Genomic DNA, 18,699 nt, shown 5'->3' with positions numbered 1-18,699 from the left:
GCCGGCGGCCGGCGGCCGGCGACGAGGACGCGGGCGGGCCCACGCCTGACGCCGGGCCGTCCCGCCGGCCCGGCCGATGCCGCCGTGTCGTCCGCGTGTCGTCCGCGTGGCGGTCGGTGGGACGCACGATCGGCGGACGTGTGGTTGGAGGGGGCGGGATGACCGATCCGGTGCGGACCTGGCGAGCGCGACGGGCGTGGGGGAGGTTCGTCGGCGCGGTGTACGCCGGCGGTGCCGAGCGGGAGTGGATCTTTCGAGTCGCCGGCCGGGTGCTGTGGGGGACCGACACGCGGCTGCTGCGGCGCGGCATCGGCGAGCTCGCGCGGTTGCCGTCGGACGTGCTGATCCTGGACGCACCGTGCGGAAGCGGTGTCGCGCTCGCCGGGCTGCGCGCCGCCGGTGGGCCCGGATACGTCGGCGTCGACATCTCACCGGCCATGGTCAGCCGCGCCCGGCGGCGCGCCGGGCCGGGATCCGCGGCGCGATTCGCCCGCGCCGATGTGCGGGCGCTGCCCTTCGCCGATGGTGCGTTCGGGGGGTGCCTGTCCTACAACGGCCTGCACTGCCTCCCCGATCCCGGCGTCGCGGTGGCGGAACTGGCTCGCTGTCTCGCCCCCGGCGGCCGACTGGTGGGGTGCTGCATCGTCAGGAAGGCCGGGCCGCGCTTCGATCGGATGATCGCCCTGCTGCGCCGGTTCGGGGTGTTCGGAGCCGTGGGAACGGCGTCCGACGTGCGGGGATGGTTTCAGGAGGCCGGCCTGCGACTCGACCGCTTCGACCGTTCGGGCGCGGTCGTCCACTTCGTTGCCGTGCGCAGGTGAACCTGTTACTGTCTACTGGTCATACGCTTAACCGTATGACTGGAGGAAAGCTGTGCGGTCCACGCCGGGTAGCAGGAGTCGATGCCTTTCCCGCCGGGTGCCCGCGGTCGGACCGATGAACGTGTTCGTGTCCTCCCACGCGGCGGCGTGGTGGGCTTCCCCAAGATCGACGGCGAGGTCTGTCGCATCGACGCCTGCCTCGCCACTCGCCCCTTCACCCCCTGGACCCCTTCACCCCGCACCCCTCGCCGGGCTCGTCCACGCGACATCCGGCGAGGCTCGCACGGGGCTCGAAGGGGGTCGTGCAGGGGATCTCGCGGGGGTTCGTGAACATGACGCAGACGGCGTGACTGGAGGAGACGCATGCGCGGAGTGGTGTTCCCCGGAAACAGTGTGATCGGTTTCGTCGACCTGCCCGACCCCACGCCCGGACCGGGCGAGGTCGTCGTTGAGATCAAGGCGTCGGGAATGTGCGGGAGCGATCTCAACCTCTACCGGGCGGCGCCGGGCAGCAAGCGCCACCCCAAGCTCCCGCCGCCGACCGAGCCGATCATCGCGGGGCATGAGCCGTGCGGGGTGGTGGCGGCCGTGGGGTCCGGGGTGACGGCGAACGAGGCCAGGGTCGGCGACCGGGTCATGGTCCACCACTACTGGGGCTGCAGCGTCTGCGAGCACTGCCGGGCGGGCTGGGCGCAGATGTGCTCCCGGGAGGTCCCGGCGGTCTACGGCATCAGCGCGCACGGTGCCCACGCCCCGTACATGACTGTCCCCGCCCGTACCCTCGTGCCGCTGCCCGAAGAGCTGAGCTTCGAGGCGGGCTCGGCGATCTCCTGCGGCATGGGCACCTCCTACGGCGCGCTGATGCGGGTGCGGCCGTCCGGGAGGGACACGGTGGCGATCTACGGCCAGGGCCCGGTCGGTCTCGCCGCGACGCAGCTCGCCGCCGCGATGGGCGCCCGCGTCATCGCCCTCGACATCAGTGAGGAGCGGCTTCGGCGTGCCGGGGAACTCGGCGCGGACGTGATCGTCAATCCGGCGGTGGAGAGCTCCGTGGAGGCGATCCTGCAGCACACGAAGGGGCGCGGGGCGGACTACGCTCTGGAGACCTCCGGCGCCGTGTCGGCACGGGCCGAGGCCATCGCGGCGGTCCGCCCGTGGGGCGCGGTCGTCCTGGTCGCCGGGGTCACGGCGCTGCAGGTCGAGAACGTCAGCACGATCACCTCCCGGCAGCTCACGATCATGGGCTCGTGGACCTTCTCGAACGTCGGGCAGGCCGAGTGCGCGCAGTTCGTCGTCGATCACGGCATCCCGGTCGACGAACTGTTCAGCCACCGGTGGCGGCTCGACCAGGCCGAGGAGGCATACCAGCTGTTCGCGCGGCAGACCGACGGAAAGGGGGTCTTCCTGTTCGGCTGATGGAGAACTACCGGCTCCGCGCCGGCCTCGGCACGATCGGGGCGACGCGTGCCGGATGGCGACCAGCCCCCGGTGGTGCCTCGTGTGGCCCGGTCACATGGCCGGGATGAAAGAAGAGAGAGCAGGTATGTCAGTCGAGAACTATGGGCTTTTCATCGACGGGAAGTGGCGTCCCGGGTCGGAGGGGGAGAGCTTCGAGGCCGTCAACCCGTACACCCGGCAGGCATGGGCCACGCACGCGCAGGCCAGCCCGGCGGACGTCGCCGACGCGGTCGAGGCCGCCCATGCGGCTTTCGCGGGCACGTGGCGCAGGACCAGCGGCCTGCGGCGGGCCACCCTGCTGCACGAGCTCGCCTCTCTCGTCGAGCGCGACGTCGACCGGCTTGCCCTGCTGGAGACCACCGACAACGGCAAGGTCATCCGGGAGACCCGGGCCCAGGTGCTCGGTGCCGCCCGGCAGTTGCGCTTCTACGCCGGCTACGCCGACAAGGTGTGGGGCTCCTCCATTCCTCTGGACCGGCCGGACGTCCTCGACTACACCCATCGCGAGCCGATCGGTGTGGCCGCGCTCGTGACTGCCTGGAACTCCCCGTTGTCACTGCTGTCGAACAAGCTCGCGCCGGCGCTGGCGGCGGGCAACTGCGTGGTGATCAAGCCGTCGGAGCACGCGTCGGCGACGACCGCGGAGCTGTGCCGGCTGGTCGAGGAGGCCGGCTTCCCACCAGGTGTGGTGAACATGGTGACGGGGGACAGCCGCGTCGGCAAGGCGCTCGTCGACGGGCGGCGTATCGGACGGGTGAGCTTCACGGGGAGCCCGGAAGTGGGCCGGGAGATCGCCGCCGCGGCCGGCCGCAACCTCGTCCCGGTGACCCTGGAGCTCGGCGGCAAGTCGGCGAACATCGTCTTCCAGGACGCCGACCTTCCTCGTGCCCTGGTCGGCGCCGTCGCCGGGATCTTCGCGGCCGGTGGCCAGAGCTGCGTCGCCGGGTCCAGGCTGCTGGTGCACCGGAGCATTCACGACCAGGTGGTCGAGGAACTGCGGACGCGGGCCGAGCGGATCGTCCTCGGGGATCCCGCGGATGCGGCCACGGAGATGGGCTGCGTCGCGAACGAGCCGCAGCTGAGCAAGATCCTCACGATGATCGAGGGCGCCGAGCAGTCCGGGGCCAGGCTCGTCACCGGTGGTCGCCGGGCCTCGGGTCCCGGTCTGGAGCAGGGTTTCTTCGTGCAGCCCACCATCTTCACGGACGTCACGCCCGACATGCCGCTGGCCCAGGAGGAGGTGTTCGGCCCGGTGCTGGCCGTCCTGCCCTTCGACGACGAGGACGAGGCGATCGCGATCGCCAACAATTCCCGGTACGGCCTGGCGGCGGCGGTATGGACCCGCGACGTCGACCGGGCCATCCGGTGCACCCGCGCCCTCGATGTCGGGACCGTCTGGGTCAACTGCTATCGGGCGGCCGGCGTCCAGGCGCCGTCGGGCGGTGTCAAGGACAGCGGCTTCGGGCGGGAGCGAGGGGAGGAGGCGCTCGACGACTACCTCACGGTGAAGAACGTCATGATCGACTACTCGGGCTCGACCGGCGACCCGTTCGTGATCAAGACGTGAGCACCTCCCGCGTGCCGGCCGTGCGGCCGGGCAGGACGTCGACGCGCTCGCGCGTCTAGCTCTCACCAGAGGTCTGGTCCTGCCGGCGGCTCTGGCTCTTGCCGGGGAACAAACGCACGTCAGAGGCGTCCTACCGGGCGGGCTGCCGGAGGCCTGAAGAACTTCCATCAGCCCGGTTCGGAGGGCGCCTCTCGCTGTTTCCGGGGCACTTCAGTCATGTTCCGGCCCGTGGATCCAGTCTGGGCAACGTCGCACCGGCAAGCCGCGGTCACCGGACGCGCATGACGCCACTTCGACGCCCGGTCTCAGCGACCGAGAAGGCGTCGGCTGTGCGTCCATCCGCTACCCAGCATGCGCACCCAGCGCGGACAGCGGATTTCCACAACAGCATGTGCCGCCGTTTCTGTCCTCCTCTTTCTTTTCCAGGCCGCGATACCGAGATCTCCGGCAAGCGCGGCATCGTCGGTCTGGTCGGCGCCCTGTATACGGGAACGTAAGGCGACGGATCGGTGTGGCTTCGACGTGTTCAGCCGAAGCCGTGAAGGGCCGGAGGCGGGGACGGGCGCCGTGTCAGCGGATGTCGGTGGTGAGGCGGATCATCCTGATCGGGCGGCCCATGTCGAGGACGCGCTCGGCCTCGTCCTCGCCCCATCCGGCCGACTCGAGGAAGCCCAGCATCGGGTGGTTGTCGGCGAAGACCCAGGTGACCACCGTGCTGTAGCCGTCCTCGCGCAGGTGGTCCACCGTGGCGTTGAGCAGTCTGCTGCCGTGTCCGCGCCTGATGTGGTTGGGATCGACGAGCAACGTCATCAGCTCGGCCGTCGTGGCGGGATGGAGATCCGGATCTTCGGCGGGTCCGTGCGACGCCAGCCCCACGACCCGGTCGGAGGCACGCTGCGCCGCGGTCGCCAGGATGCCGCCGGGCCCGAGCGCGGTGAACGCGTCGGTGTCGGGCACCACCCGCTCGACGGCGACGAGCAGGCGGTGACGCGGCGAGGGCGGGGAGAGGATCGCCTCCTCCCACTGGCGGCGCCACATCTTCTCCGCCGCCGGCCCGGTCATCTGCTCCAGCGGGATCGGTGGCAGGAAGTCGCGATAGACAGCCTTCCACGCCCGGATCTGGGTGCTGGTCACCGCGTCGACGTCCTCGAGGCGGGCAGCTCTAACACCCATTCGGCGGGCTCCTTTCTTAGCCTGTAACACCGTACTGGTCAGGAGGGCCTCGGCGTACCTTCCGCCTGGCGTCGTGCCCGATATGCCCGGGTTTTTGTGCGGTTTCCGCAGACGCGCATGGAGCACCAGGAGCGAGACCGGTTTTTCGAGGAGTCGATGAACGCCCATTGACAGGTGCTCTCGGCGCACACCTTCAGCCGCGGCCAGGTGCCGTCGGCGTGGGCGGCCGGGATCAGCGCCGCGAGGCGCGCGAGTCCGCCCGCCACTCCGGGCGCCGCCGGCTCCAGGGCCGGCGTGCCCGCCGAGAGCGTCACCCGCACCGGCAGCCCCGCCAGCGCCGCGTCCAGCCCGTCCGGCACCTCGTACGAACCCCCGTCGTGGTTGCCGCGCAGCGCGGCCCGCAGCCCTTCACGCAGCTGGGTCGCCACGGCGAGATCCTCGTCGGCGGCGCGGTCGTCGTCGCCGATCAGCCCCCGCTCGCGCAGCCAGACGGACAGCTCGGCCGGCGAGGCCAGTTCGTCGGCGTCTCCCTCGACGTCGTAGGTGTTCACGAAGTCGCGGAGCAGCTCCGCCGGGCCCGTCATGATCGATCACCCCTCGTGACCACTGTACGACAGTCGGAGGTCGCGGAATAACAACACCTTCGTAAGCGTTTTGCCGGTGTTTGCCATTCCGAGGAGGAGCCCATGCGCTTCAGCTACCTGGCCTATCTGGCGCTGCGGAACAGCGAGCGCCGCGAGCGTCTGTCACGGGCCACCCGCCGTGGAGAGCACGGAGAAGAGCCCCGATCCGGCCGCGAGCGCCACTGACGAATCGGATGCCTCCCTCGGAAACGGGGATCCGAGCCGAGGTACGAGAGCGGCGGTGCACGGCCTCTCCTCTGTCAAGGGGGATGACACAGATAAGACGGTTCAGGTGGGGCAAAGGTTGTCTCCTGGGGCTCCTGTGACTAACCGAGAGGCCGGGCCGCATGGGACGTCAGAACCGGGCCGAGGCGGCGGACGCCCTCGTCGAGCTCGGGCAGGCCCGCCGCGGCCGTGTGGGTCAGCCGAAGCCGTGGGCCCGGGGGCTCGGAGGGGTAGTAGATGCGCCCCGGGCTCACCAGCACGCCCTGTGCCTGTGCCGCCTCGACCACCTTCGCCTCGTCGGTGCCGGGCGGGAGCCGTACCCAGACGTGCAGGCCGCCGGAGGGCACCAGATGCACCTCGGCGGCGGGCGCGTGACGGGCGAGCCCGGCCAGCAGCGCGGCCTGCCGTACGCCGATCTCCTGGCGGACTGTGCCGAGGTGGCGCGGCCAGGCGGGTGAGCCGACGAACTCGACGGCCGTCTCCTGCAGGGGCCGGGCGACGAAGAACGACTCGACCACCTGACCGGCCCGCAGCCGGTGCGCGGCCGGGCCCCGCGCGATCAGGCCCGCCACCCGCAGGCTCGGTGAGGTGATCTTGCTCAGCGACAGGACGTGGACCACGGTGCCGTGAGCGTCCACGCTCACCATGGGCGGCGGGACCGGGCCGGTCGCCAGATATCGCGCGTAGTCGTCCTCGATCACGAACGCCCCCGCGGCCCGGGCCACGGCCAGCACCTGTTCCCTGCGCTCCCGGGTCAGGGTCGCCCCGGTGGGATTGTGCAGCGTCGGCTGGCAGTAGAACACCCGCGCCCCCGTCATCGCGAACGCCTCCGCCAGCAGGTCGGGCCGTACGCCGTCCTGGTCGAGCGGCACCGCGCTCGCCCGCAGTCCGGCGGCCTTGGCCGCCGCGAGCGCTCCCGGGTAGGTGGGGGTCTCGACGAGGATCGGCGAGCCGGGGGCCGCCAGTGCGCGGAACGCGAGGGTGAGCGCCGACTGGCCGCCGCTCACGACGAGCACGTCGTTCTGCGTCACCGCGCCGCCGACCTCGGCGGCGAACCAGCGGCGCAGCTCCGGCAGGCCGTTCAACGGGGGCATGCTCCACGCCTGCGGCCGGCGTACGGCTCGCGCGGCCGCCGCTGCCAGCGCCCTGACCGGGCGCAGCTCGGGGTTGAGATAGCCGCCGGTGAGCGGGACGACGCCGTCGGCGGGCTGGGCCAGCAGGCTCGCCGTCGCCGAGTCGTCCACCACCCGGTCGCCCAGGGCCACGGTCTGCCACGACAGGTCGGGCGCCTCCGTGACCGGCCGCCGGGCCGGGACCACGAACACCCCCGCGCCGGGCCGGGTGACGACCCGCCCCTCCGCCGAGAGCTGCGCGATCGCCCGCGAGACCGTCACCGGGCCCACGCCGTGGCGGCGCATGATCTCCCTGCTGGACGGCAGCCGCTCGCCCGGCCGCGACCGCTCCGTCTCCTCCCGGAGGATCGCGGCGAGACGGGCGATACTGCTATCGTCGTTCATGAAAATTGACAATAGCGCTACCGACGTCCTCCCGATAGCGGACTCCCCTCGCCGTTCCGCGTGGCGGGGCAGTCTCCTGGCCGGCGTGGGCGTGCTGTCGTTCTCGGGGTCGTTTCCCGCGACCGTGTTCGCGATGCGGGGGTTCGATCCGTACCTCGTCGCGATCGGGCGCGCGGCGATCGCGGCGCTGGCCGCCGTGATCTGCCTCAAGGCCGCCGGTGCGCCGCTCCTGCCGCCCCGCGCCCACCTGCGGTCGTACGCGATGATCGTGCTGGGCGTGGTCGTCGGCTTCCCGCTGTTCAGCGGCCTGGCCCTCGACGGCGGCGCGAGCACGGCCCACTCCGCCGTCGTCATCGGCCTGCTCCCGGCCGCCACCGCCGCGTTCGCGGTGCTGCGGGCGGGGGAGCGGCCGCGGCCCCTGTTCTGGGCCGCCTGCGCGGCGGGCGCGCTGTCGATCACCGTGTTCACGCTGACCCGGGGGACCGGCCGTTTCGCCGGGGCGGACGTGCTCCTCGTGCTCGCCCTGCTGTCGGCCGCCGTCGGCTACACCGAGGGCGGGCGCCTGGCCCGGGAGACGCCCGGCTGGCGGGTCATCTCGTACGCCCTGGTGCTGGCGGCCCCGCTCACCGTGCCCGTGACGGTGGTGCTGGCCGTCACCACCCCTGTGGAGCCCTCGGCCGTGTCGCTCGCCGGGTTCGCGTACGTCGCGCTGGTGTCGATGTTCCTCGGGTTCATCCCGTGGTACGCCGGGCTCGCGATGGGCGGGATCGCGCGCGCCGGGCAGATCCAGCTCGCGCAGCCGCTGCTGACGCTGGTGTGGGCCTGGCTGCTGCTGGACGAGGAGATCGGCGCCGCGACGATCGTGGCGGCCGTCGCCGTGCTCGTGTGCGTCGCGGTCACGCAGGGCAGCCGCGGACGGCGAGGTGTGGGCGCCTGAGCGGTGTGGGCACTTGATTGGTGTGACGGCACGGCGCAGGATGAGGCTGACGCTGTTACATGGTGATGTGGGTCACAGTCGCGGGAGGGTGAGACGGATGTCGGACGTCGTGGTTCCTGAGGGCGGTTTCTGGCCGGCTCCCGAGATCCCGCAGCCCAACATCTACCCGATGGAGTGGCGGGTGGAGACCGAGAAGCTCGCGGCGATCTACGAGAAGTCCAAGCGCATGGTCTGGAACCCCGCCGACCTGCCGTGGAACCTGCTCGATCCCGGGGAGTTCACGGCCGAGCAGCGGCTGGGGATCATGTACTGGTTCTCCGTGCTGGCCAACTTCGACGCATCCGGCCCCGCCGTCTTCGCCCGCGCCACGATCCACGCGTTCGAGAAGCACGAGGAGGATCCCGTACGCAAGTGCTTCTTCTCGATCACCCGCGACGAGATGAACCACGAGGAGTGCTGCCAGCGGACGATCGCACGGCTGTGGCCCGGCGGCCCGCTCGACTGGCAGCCTTCCGGCGACCTGGAGCGGGCGGCGCACAACAACATCGGCTGGCTCTACCACAACGGCGGGCGCTACTGGAACGGCTACAACGCGGCCGTGGGCAAGTATTCGCTCGCCGTGCTGTTCACGAGCTTCATGATGGGGGAGATGGCGGCCTCGACGCTGTTCCGGGGGATGGCCTCCGGCACCGAGCACCCCCTGTTCTCGGACATGTTCCACAAGATCGGCCGGGACGAGTCGCGCCACCTCCAGATCTGCATGACGATCCTGGAGAACGAGTGGCCGGGGCTCACCGACGACGTGCGCGGCCTGATCACGCGTCAGTTGCGCGCCGGGTTCGTGTTCCTGTCGATGATCCTGTGGGAGCCGCCCGAGGGCTTCTGGGAGCTTCCGCCGTACTTCCTGCACAACCACCGGGTGCTCATGGACCACGCGCGGGAGGGCGGCCTCGGCGTGCTGTCGTACGAGGAGCAGGCCGACAACTGGCGGCTGGCGATGGCCCGGGTACGCGCGATTGTCGAGCGGTGGGGCATCGAGTTCCCCGCGATCCCCGAGCTCGACATCGACGGCGTGGAGGTCGACGTGATCGACCCGGAGGACATCATCCCGGTGTTCTGACTCCTATCGGACGGCGGAACGCAGGGCCGCGATCAGGGCGACGACGGCGGGATGGCCGCCGGCGCCCCGGCGGAAGGCGACGCGGGTGCGGCGGCGCATGGACAGCGCGGTCAGCGTGACGCCTCCGGGCGGGTCGGCGGCTCCCAGCTCCGGCACGAGCGCCACGCCCTGCCCGACGGCGACCATCGCCAGCACCGTGGCGAAGTCGTCGATGTGGTGACGTACGCGGGGGGAGAACCCCGCCGCCTGGCAGGCGCGCACGGTCATCGCGTGGCACAGCGTGCCGGGGGTGGAGGCGATCCAGGGCGCGTCGCGGCAGGCGAGGAGCGTGGCCGGGTCGCCCTCTCCGCCGACGGTGTGCGGGGTGGCCAGGTACATGAATTCGTCGAGGAGGGGGACGGCGTCCAGGGCGAGGTCGGGCTCGGCCGGCACGAAGTCGTACTCGTGGACCAGGGCGACATCGAGCTCGCCGGCGCGCAGCCGGGGCGCGACCTCGGCCGGATCGACCTCGTCCACCATCGGGTCCAGGCCCGGGTGGGTCCGCGCGAGCGCCGCCAGGGCCGCGGGGAGGATGGCGCGGGTCGCCGTGGGAAAGGCGCCGATCCGCAGGATCCCGGACAGATCGCTCCTGGCCGCCGCGAGTTCCGCCGCGGCCTGCTCCAGCCGTTCGAGCACGGCCTCCGCGTGCCGCACCAGCGCCACCCCGGCGGGGGTGAGCGCGACCCGCCGTCCGGTGCGCTCCAGCAGGGCGACCCCCGCTTCGCGTTCCAGCGCGGCGAGTTGCTGGGAGACGGCCGAGGGGGTGAACGTCAGCGCCTCGGCCACCGCCGCGATCGTGCCCCGGTAGGCGAGTTCACGGAGCAGGCGGAGCCTGCGGACATCGAGCATCAGTGCAGACGGCTTCGGGACGCATCGAGCATCAGTTCAGCTTAACAGTTTCGACAGAAACACGAACTGGACCTACACGGTTGCTCGCCGGAAGGATCGTGGGCATGACTCTTTCCGGTGTTCACGTCCCGTTGATCACTCCGTTCGCCGAGGACGGCGAGATCGCCGTCGACGCGCTCGAAGCCCTGGCGCACGCCGTGCTCGACGACGGCGCGTCGGGGCTCGTCGCGCTCGGTACCACGGCGGAGGTCGTCACGCTGGCCGAGGAGGAACGGCGTGCGGTGATCGAGATCTGCGGCCGGGTCTGCCGCGAACGGGGCGCCACGCTCACGGTCGGCGCGGGGTCGGCCGACACGCGGAGCACGGCCGAGGCGCTGCGCGCTCTCAAGGGGGAGGCGGACGCGGCGCTGGTGACCGTCCCGGCGTTCGTCCGCCCGTCCGAGGCGGGCGTGCTCGCCCACTTCACGGCGCTGGCCGAGACGACCCCGGTGCCGCTGGTCGTCTACAACATCCCCTATCGAACCGGGCAGTCCGTGGGCGCGGGCACGCTGCGCCGGCTGGCCGAGCTGCCCATGGTGGCCGGGGTCAAGCACGCGGTCGGCGGCGTCGACATGGACACGGTCGCTCTGCTCGCCGACCCGCCGGCCGACTTCGCGGTGCTCGCCGGGGACGACCCGTTCCTGTCCGCGCTGCTCGCCCTGGGCGCCTCCGGCGGCATCCTCGCCTCCGCCCACCTGCGTACCGCCGATTTCGTGGAGCTCGTCCGAGCCTGGCGCGCCGGAGAGGCCGACCATGCCCGCTCTCTCGGTCACCGGCTGTCGCTCATGTCGGCGGCCATGTTCGCCGAGCCCAACCCGACCGTCCTGAAGGGCGTCCTGCACGCCCAGGGCAGGATTCCCACCGCCGCCGTACGGCTCCCGCTCGTCCCGGCGAGTCCGGCGTCGGTCGAGGCGGCCCTGCGGACACAGTGACCTTTGGAGATAATCCGCAATCGGACGAATTGGTAGCCTGAGCTTATGACCGCCATGGCACCGTCGCGTAACGAGCCCGACCTGTCCTTCCTGCTCGATCACACCAGTCACGTGCTGCGTACGCGGATGGCGGCCGCCCTCGCCGAGATCGGTCTGACGGCGCGCATGCACTGCGTGCTCGTCCACGCGCTGGAGGAGGAGCGCACGCAGATCCAGCTCGCCGAGCTCGGCGACATGGACAAGACCACGATGGTGGTCACCCTCGACGCCCTGGAGGAGGCCGGCCTCGCCGAGCGGCGCCCGTCCAGCACGGACCGGCGAGCCCGGATCGTCGCGGTCACCGAGAAGGGCGCGGAGATGGCGGAGCGGAGCCAGGAGATCGTCGACGGGGTCCACCGGGCCGCGCTCGGGTCGCTGCCCGACGAGGAGGCGGAGGTGCTCGTCCGCGCGCTGAACCGACTGGTCACGGGGCATCTGGCCGCTCCGGTCGAGGCGCCGCGGCCGATCCGGCGAGCACGCCAGCGCGGCTGATTGGTCCGTAAAGGATCGTCTATAACAAAACTATCTGCTACGGTCGGTCCTGTTCCTCATGAACAGGAGGCGACCCCATGTCGCGCATATCCCGATCCCGCCGGCTCGTGCTGGGTGTGCTGTCCGCCACGATGCTGATGACGGTCCTCGACGGCAGCATCGTGACCGTGGCCATGCCCGCCATCCAGCGGGATCTCGGCTTCGCGCCCGCCGAGCTGAGCTGGACCGTCAACGCCTATCTCATCGCGTACGGCGGCCTGCTCCTGCTGGCCGGTCGTCTGGGCGACCTGATCGGCCGCCGGATCATGTTCCTCGCGGGCAACGCCGTCTTCGCCGCCGCGTCCCTGCTGGCCGGAGCCGCCACCGGGCCGGGGATGCTGATCGGCGCCCGGTTCCTCCAGGGCGTCGGCAGCGCCATGGCCTCGGCGGTCGTGCTCGGCATCCTGGTGACGACCTTCACGGACGCGGGGGAGCGGGCCAAGGCCATCGGCGTGTTCAGCTTCACCGGCGCCGCCGGGGCGTCGCTGGGCCAGGTGCTCGGCGGGGTCCTCACCGACACGATGGGCTGGAACTACATCTTCCTGATCAACGTGCCGATCGGCGTCGTCACGATCGCGCTGGCGGTCCGGGCGCTGCCGGCCGATCGAGGGCTCGGCCTGTCGGCGGGCGCGGACGGTCTGGGCGCCCTGCTCGTCACGGCCGGTCTCATGCTGGGCATCTACAGCGTGGTCCAGATCGAGCGGTTCGGCCCGCGCTCCCTGTGGTTCGGCGCGGTATCGCTCGCGCTGCTGGCCGTGTTCGTCGTCCGGCAGGCGACGGCCCGGACGCCTCTCATGCCGCTGCGGATCCTCCGCTCGCGGGCCGTCGCGGGGGCCAACCTCGTGCAGATCCTGACGCTGGGTGCGATGTTCGCCTTCCAGGTCGTCGTCGCGCTGTTCATGCAGCAGGTGCTCCGGTACGACGCGCTCGGCACCGGCCTGGCCATGCTCCCGGCGGCGCTGTCCATCGCGGGGGTGTCGCTGTTCGTGTCCCCGCGGCTCAGCACCCGGTTCGGCGCGCGTGCCGTACTGCTGGGCGGACTGGTGCTCCTGATCGGCGCGATGGCCTGGCTCACCCGCGTCCCGGTCGACGCCCGCTACCTGACCGATCTGCTCCCCGTGATGGTGCTCATCATGGGCGGGGGACTGGTGCTTCCGGCGCTGACCACGCTCGGCATGTCCGCCGCCCGCTCCGACGACGCGGGCCTGGTCTCGGGGGTGTTCAACACGACCCAGCAGGCCGGAATGGCCGCCGGTGTCGCGCTGCTGTCCACGCTCGCCGCCACCCGTACGGAGGGGCTGCTGGCGGGCGGGGCGAGCGAGGCGGTCGCGCTGACCGGCGGCTACCGGCTGGCCTTCACCGTCTCCCTCGCCCTGCTGATCTCCGCCTTCGCGGTCGCGCTCGTCGTCCTGCGGCGGCCCCGGGCGGACGTGGAGCAGGCGGCGGCGCTCCAGCCCGAGCGGGTCTGAGGGCCGCGACCCGGAGGCCTGTGACTCCAACGGCCTGTGACTCCAACGGCCTGTGATTCCAATGAAACAGGGCCAGGTTGTCACCGGCCCGAGGCCGTGCGGCGTCCTCTCCCGTGTGACCAGTGCTGACGGAGGCGGCGATGCGAGTTCCCTCGCCGGCGCGGGTGAGAACCCGTGACCGCCTCCCGCACCGCGTCGCCCGGCCGGTGAGTGACGGTGACCGCGCCCCCGCGCGACCGGCTTCCGTACGGCGGCGTGTTCGTCGCCGGTCATCCCCCGAACTACGGAGCCATGGTGGATTCGCAGACCGTTCTCGTTCTCGTCGCAGCCTTCTTCGGCATCTGGCTCGTCTCCGACTACGTCCGCAACTACCTGTCCAAATGCCGCAAGTGCAAGGGTAGCGGCACGCTCAAGGCCACCTGGTGGTCCGGGCGATACCGCCCCTGCCCGCGCTGCGGACGCAAGGGAGAGGTCCCGCACGCCTTCGGCCCCAAGAGCTGACCCGGGGACGAGGGCGCGGGAAACATCGCTTTCCAGATGATCTATTGTCAGGCTACTCCTGACGGCCTAGGCTCGGTGCCGATCGTCAGGAACAGCCTGACAAGACATCCCTTGGAGGTGACATGCCGGCTCCTTCTCTGGCGGAACAGGACATCCGCTGCTCGTTCTGCTCCAAGCCGAAGACCGCCGTGGCCAAGATGATCGCCGGTGCCGGCGTCCACATCTGCAACGAGTGCGTCGGGCTCTGCGCCGAGATCCTGGCGGCTCAGCCCCTCGAGACGCCGGACATCTCCTACACCGAGAGCATGACGGTCGAGCAGATCCTGGAGTTCCTGCCGCGCATCGCCGCGGTGAGCGCGCAGGTCGAGGACAACCTGCGGGTCTGGGTCCACCGGGCGCGTGACCGGGGCGCCACCTGGGCCAGGATCGGCGCGGCGCTCGGCATGACCCGGCAGTCCGCCTGGGAGCGGTTCTCCGGCGAGGAGTGACGCTCGCTCAGGTGGATCTGTCGGTACGACCTGCCACCCTGGCTCGCATGACGACGACGGATCCCTTGACCCCGTTCCAATGGCTCAACGTGCCCGAGAGCGAGGGCGGCGGCCCGTTGGGCGTGATCTTCAGCGTGGCCTTCTTCCGCGGGCTCGACCCGGCGGAGGTCGTGCGCCGCTTCAGCCGTGGCGAGGACTCCGGCCGGGAGTCCGGCTTCGCCGAACTCGACGACAAGGTGTACGAGTTCGTCGAGGACACGGACGGCGGAGACGGCGGCGGCCATGTGGGCGTCTTCCAGGCCGGCGAGTGGTGCGTGGCCATCGAGCCCTTCGGCTGGATGGTCACGCTCCACGAGGTGCTGCCCAGGCTGTCGCGAGGCTGCGAGGTGGTGGCGGTCACCCGTCACGACTACGCCGCCGACCACGGCTTCGAATACGCGATCGACGGCACGATCGTCACCGCGTATCGGCCGCGGCACCCGTACGAGCGCTACGGCTCCGACCCCGACCGGCTCGACGCCTACATGCGCGAGCTGGGGATGGGACTGGACAGGCCGGAGGACGAGGCCGCGTGGGACGCCGCCTGGGAGGACAACCACGACACCGCCGTGCCGAGGGGATTCGCCCTGGCGGCGAAGATCACCGGGGTCCCGTTCACGGAGGACATGCTCGCCCGCCCGATGCTCGTGGGGCCCATCGTGGATCCTTTCGGGGACGTCCACGGCGCGTGATCGGGTCCCGGCCGACCGCTGGAATGTCGGAGGCGCGAACTAGGGTGCGGCCCATGGCCACGGATGACGCTCTCTTCTCCGCGATCGGCCGCATGGTGGTGCTCGTCGACGACGCCGACGAGGCGCTGGCCTTCTACCGCGACGTGCTCGGCTTCGCCGTCCTGCACGACTACGTGGAGGGCGGCTATCGCTTTCTGCATATCGGGCTGCCCGGGCAGGAGGGGGTGGGGCTGTGGCTGATGCCGATCACCTCCGAGCGGCAGCGTGAGCTCGTCGGCAGGCAGACCGGCGGGCAGCCGCTGCTCGTCCTCTACACCGCCGATCTCGACGTGGTCGCCAAGCGGCTGCGCGAGCACGGCGTACGGATCTGGGACGAGCGTGAGGACCCCGACAGCCGCTCCCTGCACTTCGCCGACCTGTACGGCAACGTCGTCGTCGTGGCTCAGTTGCTTGCCGCCTGAGGCGAAGCTCGCGCCTCGGTAACCACCGGCGTTGCGCCGGCAGGCGAGCCGGGTCCGCTCGACGGCGACGCGCAGGGAGGCCGGGCGTCAGGGGTCCATCGCGCGGTTCGGTCCGTTGGGGGCGGGGGACTCGGTTTCGCCGATCCTGCGTCGCAGGTGGGCCTGTTCGGGTTCGGTGCCGGCCAGATCGAGGGCTCGGCGGTAGGCCGCCGCGGCCTCGGCGAGTCGTCCGAGTCGCTGCAGCAGGTCCGCCGGGCGGCGTGGTAGGGGGGTAGCCCCACGCAGCCGCTCCTCGTCGGTCAGCTCGTCGAGCAGTGCCAGGGCCGCTTCCGGGCAGTCGCGCATCGCCACGGCCGCCGCCCGGTTGAGGGCGATGACGGGGGACGGGTCCAGCGCGAGCATTACTTCGTAAAGGGCCACGATCTGCGGCCAGTCGGTGGTCGCCAGATCAGTTGCCTCGTCGTGCAAGGCGGCGATAGCGGCCTGCACCCCGTACGGCCCGGGCGGACCGCCGGTCAGCGCGACGGGCAACAGCCGCCGCAGGATCCGCGCCAGCCGGATGGCCACCTCGGCGAGATCCGGCCGCGTAGATCAGGGCCCGCACGGGCCGCGTACCCCTCCGTGAAGACCGAGTACAGGACCTGGAGCACGCCTGGCAGACGCCCGGGCAACTCGTCGGCCCCGGGCACCCTGAACGGTATCCGGGCCGCACGGATCTTCTTCTTGGCCGTACGATCCGCCGCGCCATCGTGGCCGGCGGGACGAGATAAGCCAGGGGTCCACCGGAATCAGAGCGGCTCGCCGCCGGACTGCGGTCGCTCGCGGTGTCTCTCCTCGGCCCGGGCTCGGCCCGGTGCAGTGGAGATCAACGGAGCGAGGCCGGCGGGAGGTCGTAGCCGAGCAGGCTGCGCCGGTCAGGAGTCCGGTGGCGGTTCGAGGCGGATGCCGAGCTGGGAGTAGAGCTCCAGTTGGTCGTAGTAGTCCCGATCGGTGATGATCTTGCCGTTCTCGACCGCGCAGGCACAACTGCCCCGGACAGTTATACGACGACCCGTTGCGGCCGCCACCCGGCCGCCTGGCAGCAGGAGCGGGCCCATGTGGGTGCCGGTCATCGTGTACTCGGTGAAGGCGGGGTCTTCGCAGGGGGCCTTGTACCAGGCCGTGTAGCGAATGTCGGGGAAGACCTTGCAGAGGTCCTCGTAGCTCCATGCGATCTGCTCACGGCCCTCCGCGATGCCCGCGGGGCTCACATACACGGCATTGGGCGCGTAACAGTCCAGCACGTCATAAAGGTCGTGACGGTTGATCGCGGCGAAGAGTCTGTCTTTGAGTTCTCGAGCGCTCGGCATCGTCCTGGCCACCTCCTTGGCGCTCCGATATACGACAGCACCGCAGAGACCTACTTCAAATCTAACAAGCGCTTCGGTTCCGGGCGTTCGGCTGGCTTGCCGCGGCGGTCGCACCGGTGGCCGCTGCCGTCCTCGACCACGAGGCGATGGCGCAATCTGCAATATCCGTGTCATTGACGCCACGAAGGCCTGCTCGCAAGCATTGAGGCATGCAGCGACGCGTGGTCATCGTGATCTTCGATGGCTTCCAGATGTTCGATCTCGCCGGGCCGGCCGACGTCTTCACCACGGCGAACCTGCTCGTGCCCGAGCCCGGCTACCGGGTCGAGGTGACTGCCGTGCGTGCCGGGGCCGTACCGGCCCAGAACGGGATCGCGACGCTCGCGGAGACACCGCTGGGCGAGGTCGCGGGGCCGATCGACACGCTGATGGTCGTGGGCGGGCTTTCGGTGCCGGAGCACCTGCGCGATCGGGAGCTGGTCGCGGGCGTCGCCCGGCTGGCGGCAGAGGCCCGGCGGGTCGCCTCGGTCTGCAACGGCAGCTTCCTCATCGCGGAGGCGGGACTGCTGAGCGGCAGGCGCGCGACCACCCACTGGCTGGTCGCGGGAGAGATGGCCGATCGCTATCCGGACGTCGAGGTGGACGCCGATCCCATCTACATCCGCGACGGGAACGTCTGGACCTCGGCCGGAGTCAGCTCGGGAGTGGACCTCGCGCTGGCGCTCGTGGCCGACGACCACGGTCACGCCCTCGCCCGGAACGTCGCCCGCGGACTCGTGGTGTATCTGCACCGTCCGGGCGGGCAGAGCCAGTTCAGCGCCCCCATGCGGGCCGCCGTCCCACGCGCCGAGCCGCTGCGCGAGATCCAGGCGTTCATCGACGCCAACCCCGCCGAGGACCTGAGCGTTCCCGCGCTCGCCCGGCGGGCGGGGATGAGCGAGCGGCACTTCTCCCGCGTCTTCACCGAGCAGACCGGGGTCTCACCCGGCAGGTACGTCGAGCGCAGCAGGGCCGACGCGGCGCGGCGGCTGCTGGAGACCACCGCCCATCCCCTCGACAGGGTGGCCAGGGAGTCGGGACTCGGCGTTCCCGAGACCCTCTATCGGGTCTTCCGCCGCCATTGGCGCGTCTCACCCGGCGACTACCGTCGCCGGTTCCGATCGAAGGAAAGCAGTAGAGCATGAACATCGCGATCCCCCTCTATCCCCGCTTCACCGCGCTCGACGCCGTCGGGCCGTACACGGTGCTGGCCTTCGCACCGGGCTGCACGGTCACGTTCGTCGCGGCCGAGCCGGGGCCGGTGCTCGACGACCGGGGCAGCCTGAGCCTCGCGGCCACCGCGTCGTACGGCGATCTGCTGGCGCCGGACGTGGTCGTCGTGCCCGGAGGACCCGGGACGATCGAGGCGCTGTCCGACTCGGAGTTGCTGAGCTGGATCGCACGGGCGCACGAGCGGACGCGGTGGACGACTTCGGTGTGCAGCGGCTCGTTCCTGCTGGGCGCGGCGGGGCTGCTGAAGGGCCGCAGGGCGACGACCCACTGGGGGTGGCTCGACCAGCTCGCCGGGTTCGGCGCCGAGCCGGTCAGCGAGCGCGTGGTCATCGACGGCAAGGTCGTGACGGCGGCGGGCGTGTCGTCCGGCATCGACATGGCGCTGACTCTGCTGGCCGCGATGCGGGACAAGGAGACGGCGCAGGCCGTTCAGCTCGCGATCGAGTACGACCCCCGGCCGCCCTTCGACGCCGGCAGCCCGAAGACCGCCCCGGCGGGCCTGACCGACAAGGCCATGGCCCTCATCAACTGAGCCGGTCGCGGCGGGTACGGCGGCCG

The 18,699-nt window shown here is 71.1% G+C and carries 21 protein-coding genes; 15 read left to right on the top strand and 6 right to left on the bottom strand.

Features of this window, described 5'->3' with window-relative positions:
- Window positions 1-158 precede the first annotated feature (158 nt).
- From HHX30_RS04450 to HHX30_RS04440, 3 genes are all read left to right on the top strand, one after another.
- Window positions 159-821 (top strand): class I SAM-dependent methyltransferase, encoded by a 663-nt coding sequence (locus tag HHX30_RS04450; protein WP_169979549.1) that lies wholly within the window; start codon window positions 159-161, stop codon window positions 819-821.
- A 363-nt stretch (window positions 822-1,184) separates the two neighbouring features.
- Window positions 1,185-2,237: a zinc-binding dehydrogenase gene (locus HHX30_RS04445; protein WP_169979547.1), complete on the top strand. Its 1,053-nt coding sequence runs from the start codon at window positions 1,185-1,187 to the stop codon at window positions 2,235-2,237.
- A 127-nt stretch (window positions 2,238-2,364) separates the two neighbouring features.
- Entirely contained in the window at window positions 2,365-3,846 is a 1,482-nt protein-coding gene (locus tag HHX30_RS04440; protein WP_169979545.1) for an aldehyde dehydrogenase, read from the top strand.
- Window positions 3,847-4,416: 570 nt separating this feature from the next.
- On the opposite strand, the gene HHX30_RS04435 is transcribed toward HHX30_RS04440, so the two are convergent.
- Complete coding sequence (locus tag HHX30_RS04435) at window positions 4,417-5,019, bottom strand: GNAT family N-acetyltransferase (protein ID WP_169979543.1); 603 nt, start codon at window positions 5,017-5,019, stop codon at window positions 4,417-4,419.
- Window positions 5,020-5,057: 38 nt separating this feature from the next.
- Window positions 5,058-5,603: a CGNR zinc finger domain-containing protein gene (locus HHX30_RS04430; RefSeq protein ID WP_169979541.1), complete on the bottom strand. Its 546-nt coding sequence runs from the start codon at window positions 5,601-5,603 to the stop codon at window positions 5,058-5,060.
- A gap of 102 nt (window positions 5,604-5,705) precedes the next feature.
- Here HHX30_RS04430 and HHX30_RS42490 point away from each other — a divergent pair, with 102 nt between their 5' ends.
- Window positions 5,706-5,828, top strand: a complete 123-nt coding sequence (locus HHX30_RS42490; RefSeq protein WP_259401502.1) for a hypothetical protein — start codon at window positions 5,706-5,708, stop codon at window positions 5,826-5,828.
- 140 nt (window positions 5,829-5,968) lie between these two features.
- Here the strand turns inward: HHX30_RS42490 and HHX30_RS04425 are convergent, their stop codons facing one another.
- A complete protein-coding gene (locus tag HHX30_RS04425) occupies window positions 5,969-7,384 on the bottom strand; it encodes a PLP-dependent aminotransferase family protein (RefSeq protein WP_169979539.1) in 1,416 nt (471 codons plus the stop codon).
- Between HHX30_RS04425 and HHX30_RS04420 the strand changes: the two genes are divergently transcribed.
- Both HHX30_RS04420 and HHX30_RS04415 read left to right on the top strand, forming a co-directional pair.
- Window positions 7,383-8,321 carry a DMT family transporter gene (locus HHX30_RS04420; protein WP_169979537.1) on the top strand — a complete coding sequence of 313 codons (939 nt, stop codon included), beginning with the start codon at window positions 7,383-7,385 and terminating at the stop codon, window positions 8,319-8,321. The genes HHX30_RS04425 and HHX30_RS04420 overlap by 2 nt on opposite strands.
- A gap of 97 nt (window positions 8,322-8,418) precedes the next feature.
- On the top strand, window positions 8,419-9,441 hold the full coding sequence (locus tag HHX30_RS04415; RefSeq protein WP_169979536.1) for a hypothetical protein: 1,023 nt from the start codon (window positions 8,419-8,421) through the stop codon (window positions 9,439-9,441).
- 3 nt (window positions 9,442-9,444) lie between these two features.
- On the opposite strand, the gene HHX30_RS04410 is transcribed toward HHX30_RS04415, so the two are convergent.
- Entirely contained in the window at window positions 9,445-10,329 is an 885-nt protein-coding gene (locus HHX30_RS04410; protein WP_169979534.1) for a LysR family transcriptional regulator, read from the bottom strand.
- Between the two features lie 104 nt (window positions 10,330-10,433).
- Between HHX30_RS04410 and HHX30_RS04405 the strand changes: the two genes are divergently transcribed.
- From HHX30_RS04405 to HHX30_RS04375, 7 genes are all read left to right on the top strand, one after another.
- Window positions 10,434-11,300, top strand: a complete 867-nt coding sequence (locus HHX30_RS04405) for a 4-hydroxy-tetrahydrodipicolinate synthase (RefSeq protein ID WP_169979532.1) — start codon at window positions 10,434-10,436, stop codon at window positions 11,298-11,300.
- 45 nt (window positions 11,301-11,345) lie between these two features.
- Entirely contained in the window at window positions 11,346-11,831 is a 486-nt protein-coding gene (locus HHX30_RS04400) for a MarR family winged helix-turn-helix transcriptional regulator (protein ID WP_169979530.1), read from the top strand.
- A gap of 77 nt (window positions 11,832-11,908) precedes the next feature.
- Window positions 11,909-13,339 carry an MFS transporter gene (locus HHX30_RS04395; RefSeq protein WP_169979528.1) on the top strand — a complete coding sequence of 477 codons (1,431 nt, stop codon included), beginning with the start codon at window positions 11,909-11,911 and terminating at the stop codon, window positions 13,337-13,339.
- Between the two features lie 216 nt (window positions 13,340-13,555).
- Window positions 13,556-13,840: a hypothetical protein gene (locus HHX30_RS04390; protein ID WP_169979526.1), complete on the top strand. Its 285-nt coding sequence runs from the start codon at window positions 13,556-13,558 to the stop codon at window positions 13,838-13,840.
- A 122-nt stretch (window positions 13,841-13,962) separates the two neighbouring features.
- A complete protein-coding gene (locus HHX30_RS04385; RefSeq protein ID WP_169979524.1) occupies window positions 13,963-14,328 on the top strand; it encodes a ClpX C4-type zinc finger protein in 366 nt (121 codons plus the stop codon).
- A 47-nt stretch (window positions 14,329-14,375) separates the two neighbouring features.
- A complete protein-coding gene (locus tag HHX30_RS04380; RefSeq protein ID WP_169979522.1) occupies window positions 14,376-15,059 on the top strand; it encodes a DUF6461 domain-containing protein in 684 nt (227 codons plus the stop codon).
- Window positions 15,060-15,112: 53 nt separating this feature from the next.
- On the top strand, window positions 15,113-15,520 hold the full coding sequence (locus HHX30_RS04375; RefSeq protein WP_169979520.1) for a VOC family protein: 408 nt from the start codon (window positions 15,113-15,115) through the stop codon (window positions 15,518-15,520).
- Window positions 15,521-15,607: 87 nt separating this feature from the next.
- Here HHX30_RS04375 and HHX30_RS04370 read toward each other — a convergent pair whose 3' ends face one another.
- Both HHX30_RS04370 and HHX30_RS04365 read right to left on the bottom strand, forming a co-directional pair.
- The gene (locus HHX30_RS04370) at window positions 15,608-16,087 is read right to left on the bottom strand and encodes a hypothetical protein (protein ID WP_249349543.1); all 480 of its coding nucleotides are present in this window, start codon (window positions 16,085-16,087) and stop codon (window positions 15,608-15,610) included.
- 347 nt (window positions 16,088-16,434) lie between these two features.
- Complete coding sequence (locus HHX30_RS04365) at window positions 16,435-16,869, bottom strand: ester cyclase (RefSeq protein WP_169979518.1); 435 nt, start codon at window positions 16,867-16,869, stop codon at window positions 16,435-16,437.
- 209 nt (window positions 16,870-17,078) lie between these two features.
- Here HHX30_RS04365 and HHX30_RS04360 point away from each other — a divergent pair, with 209 nt between their 5' ends.
- A complete protein-coding gene (locus HHX30_RS04360; RefSeq protein WP_169979516.1) occupies window positions 17,079-18,053 on the top strand; it encodes a GlxA family transcriptional regulator in 975 nt (324 codons plus the stop codon).
- Complete coding sequence (locus tag HHX30_RS04355) at window positions 18,050-18,673, top strand: DJ-1/PfpI family protein (RefSeq protein ID WP_169979514.1); 624 nt, start codon at window positions 18,050-18,052, stop codon at window positions 18,671-18,673. Before HHX30_RS04360 ends, HHX30_RS04355 begins: the two co-directional genes overlap by 4 nt.
- Window positions 18,674-18,699: the final 26 nt, after the last annotated feature.

It is taken from the genome of Microbispora sp. H10836 (genome assembly GCF_012999525.1).
Lineage (GTDB): Bacteria > Actinomycetota > Actinomycetes > Streptosporangiales > Streptosporangiaceae > Microbispora.
The sequence above is the reverse complement of the archived record's forward strand: the minus strand, read 5'-3'. Positions and strand labels throughout refer to the sequence as shown.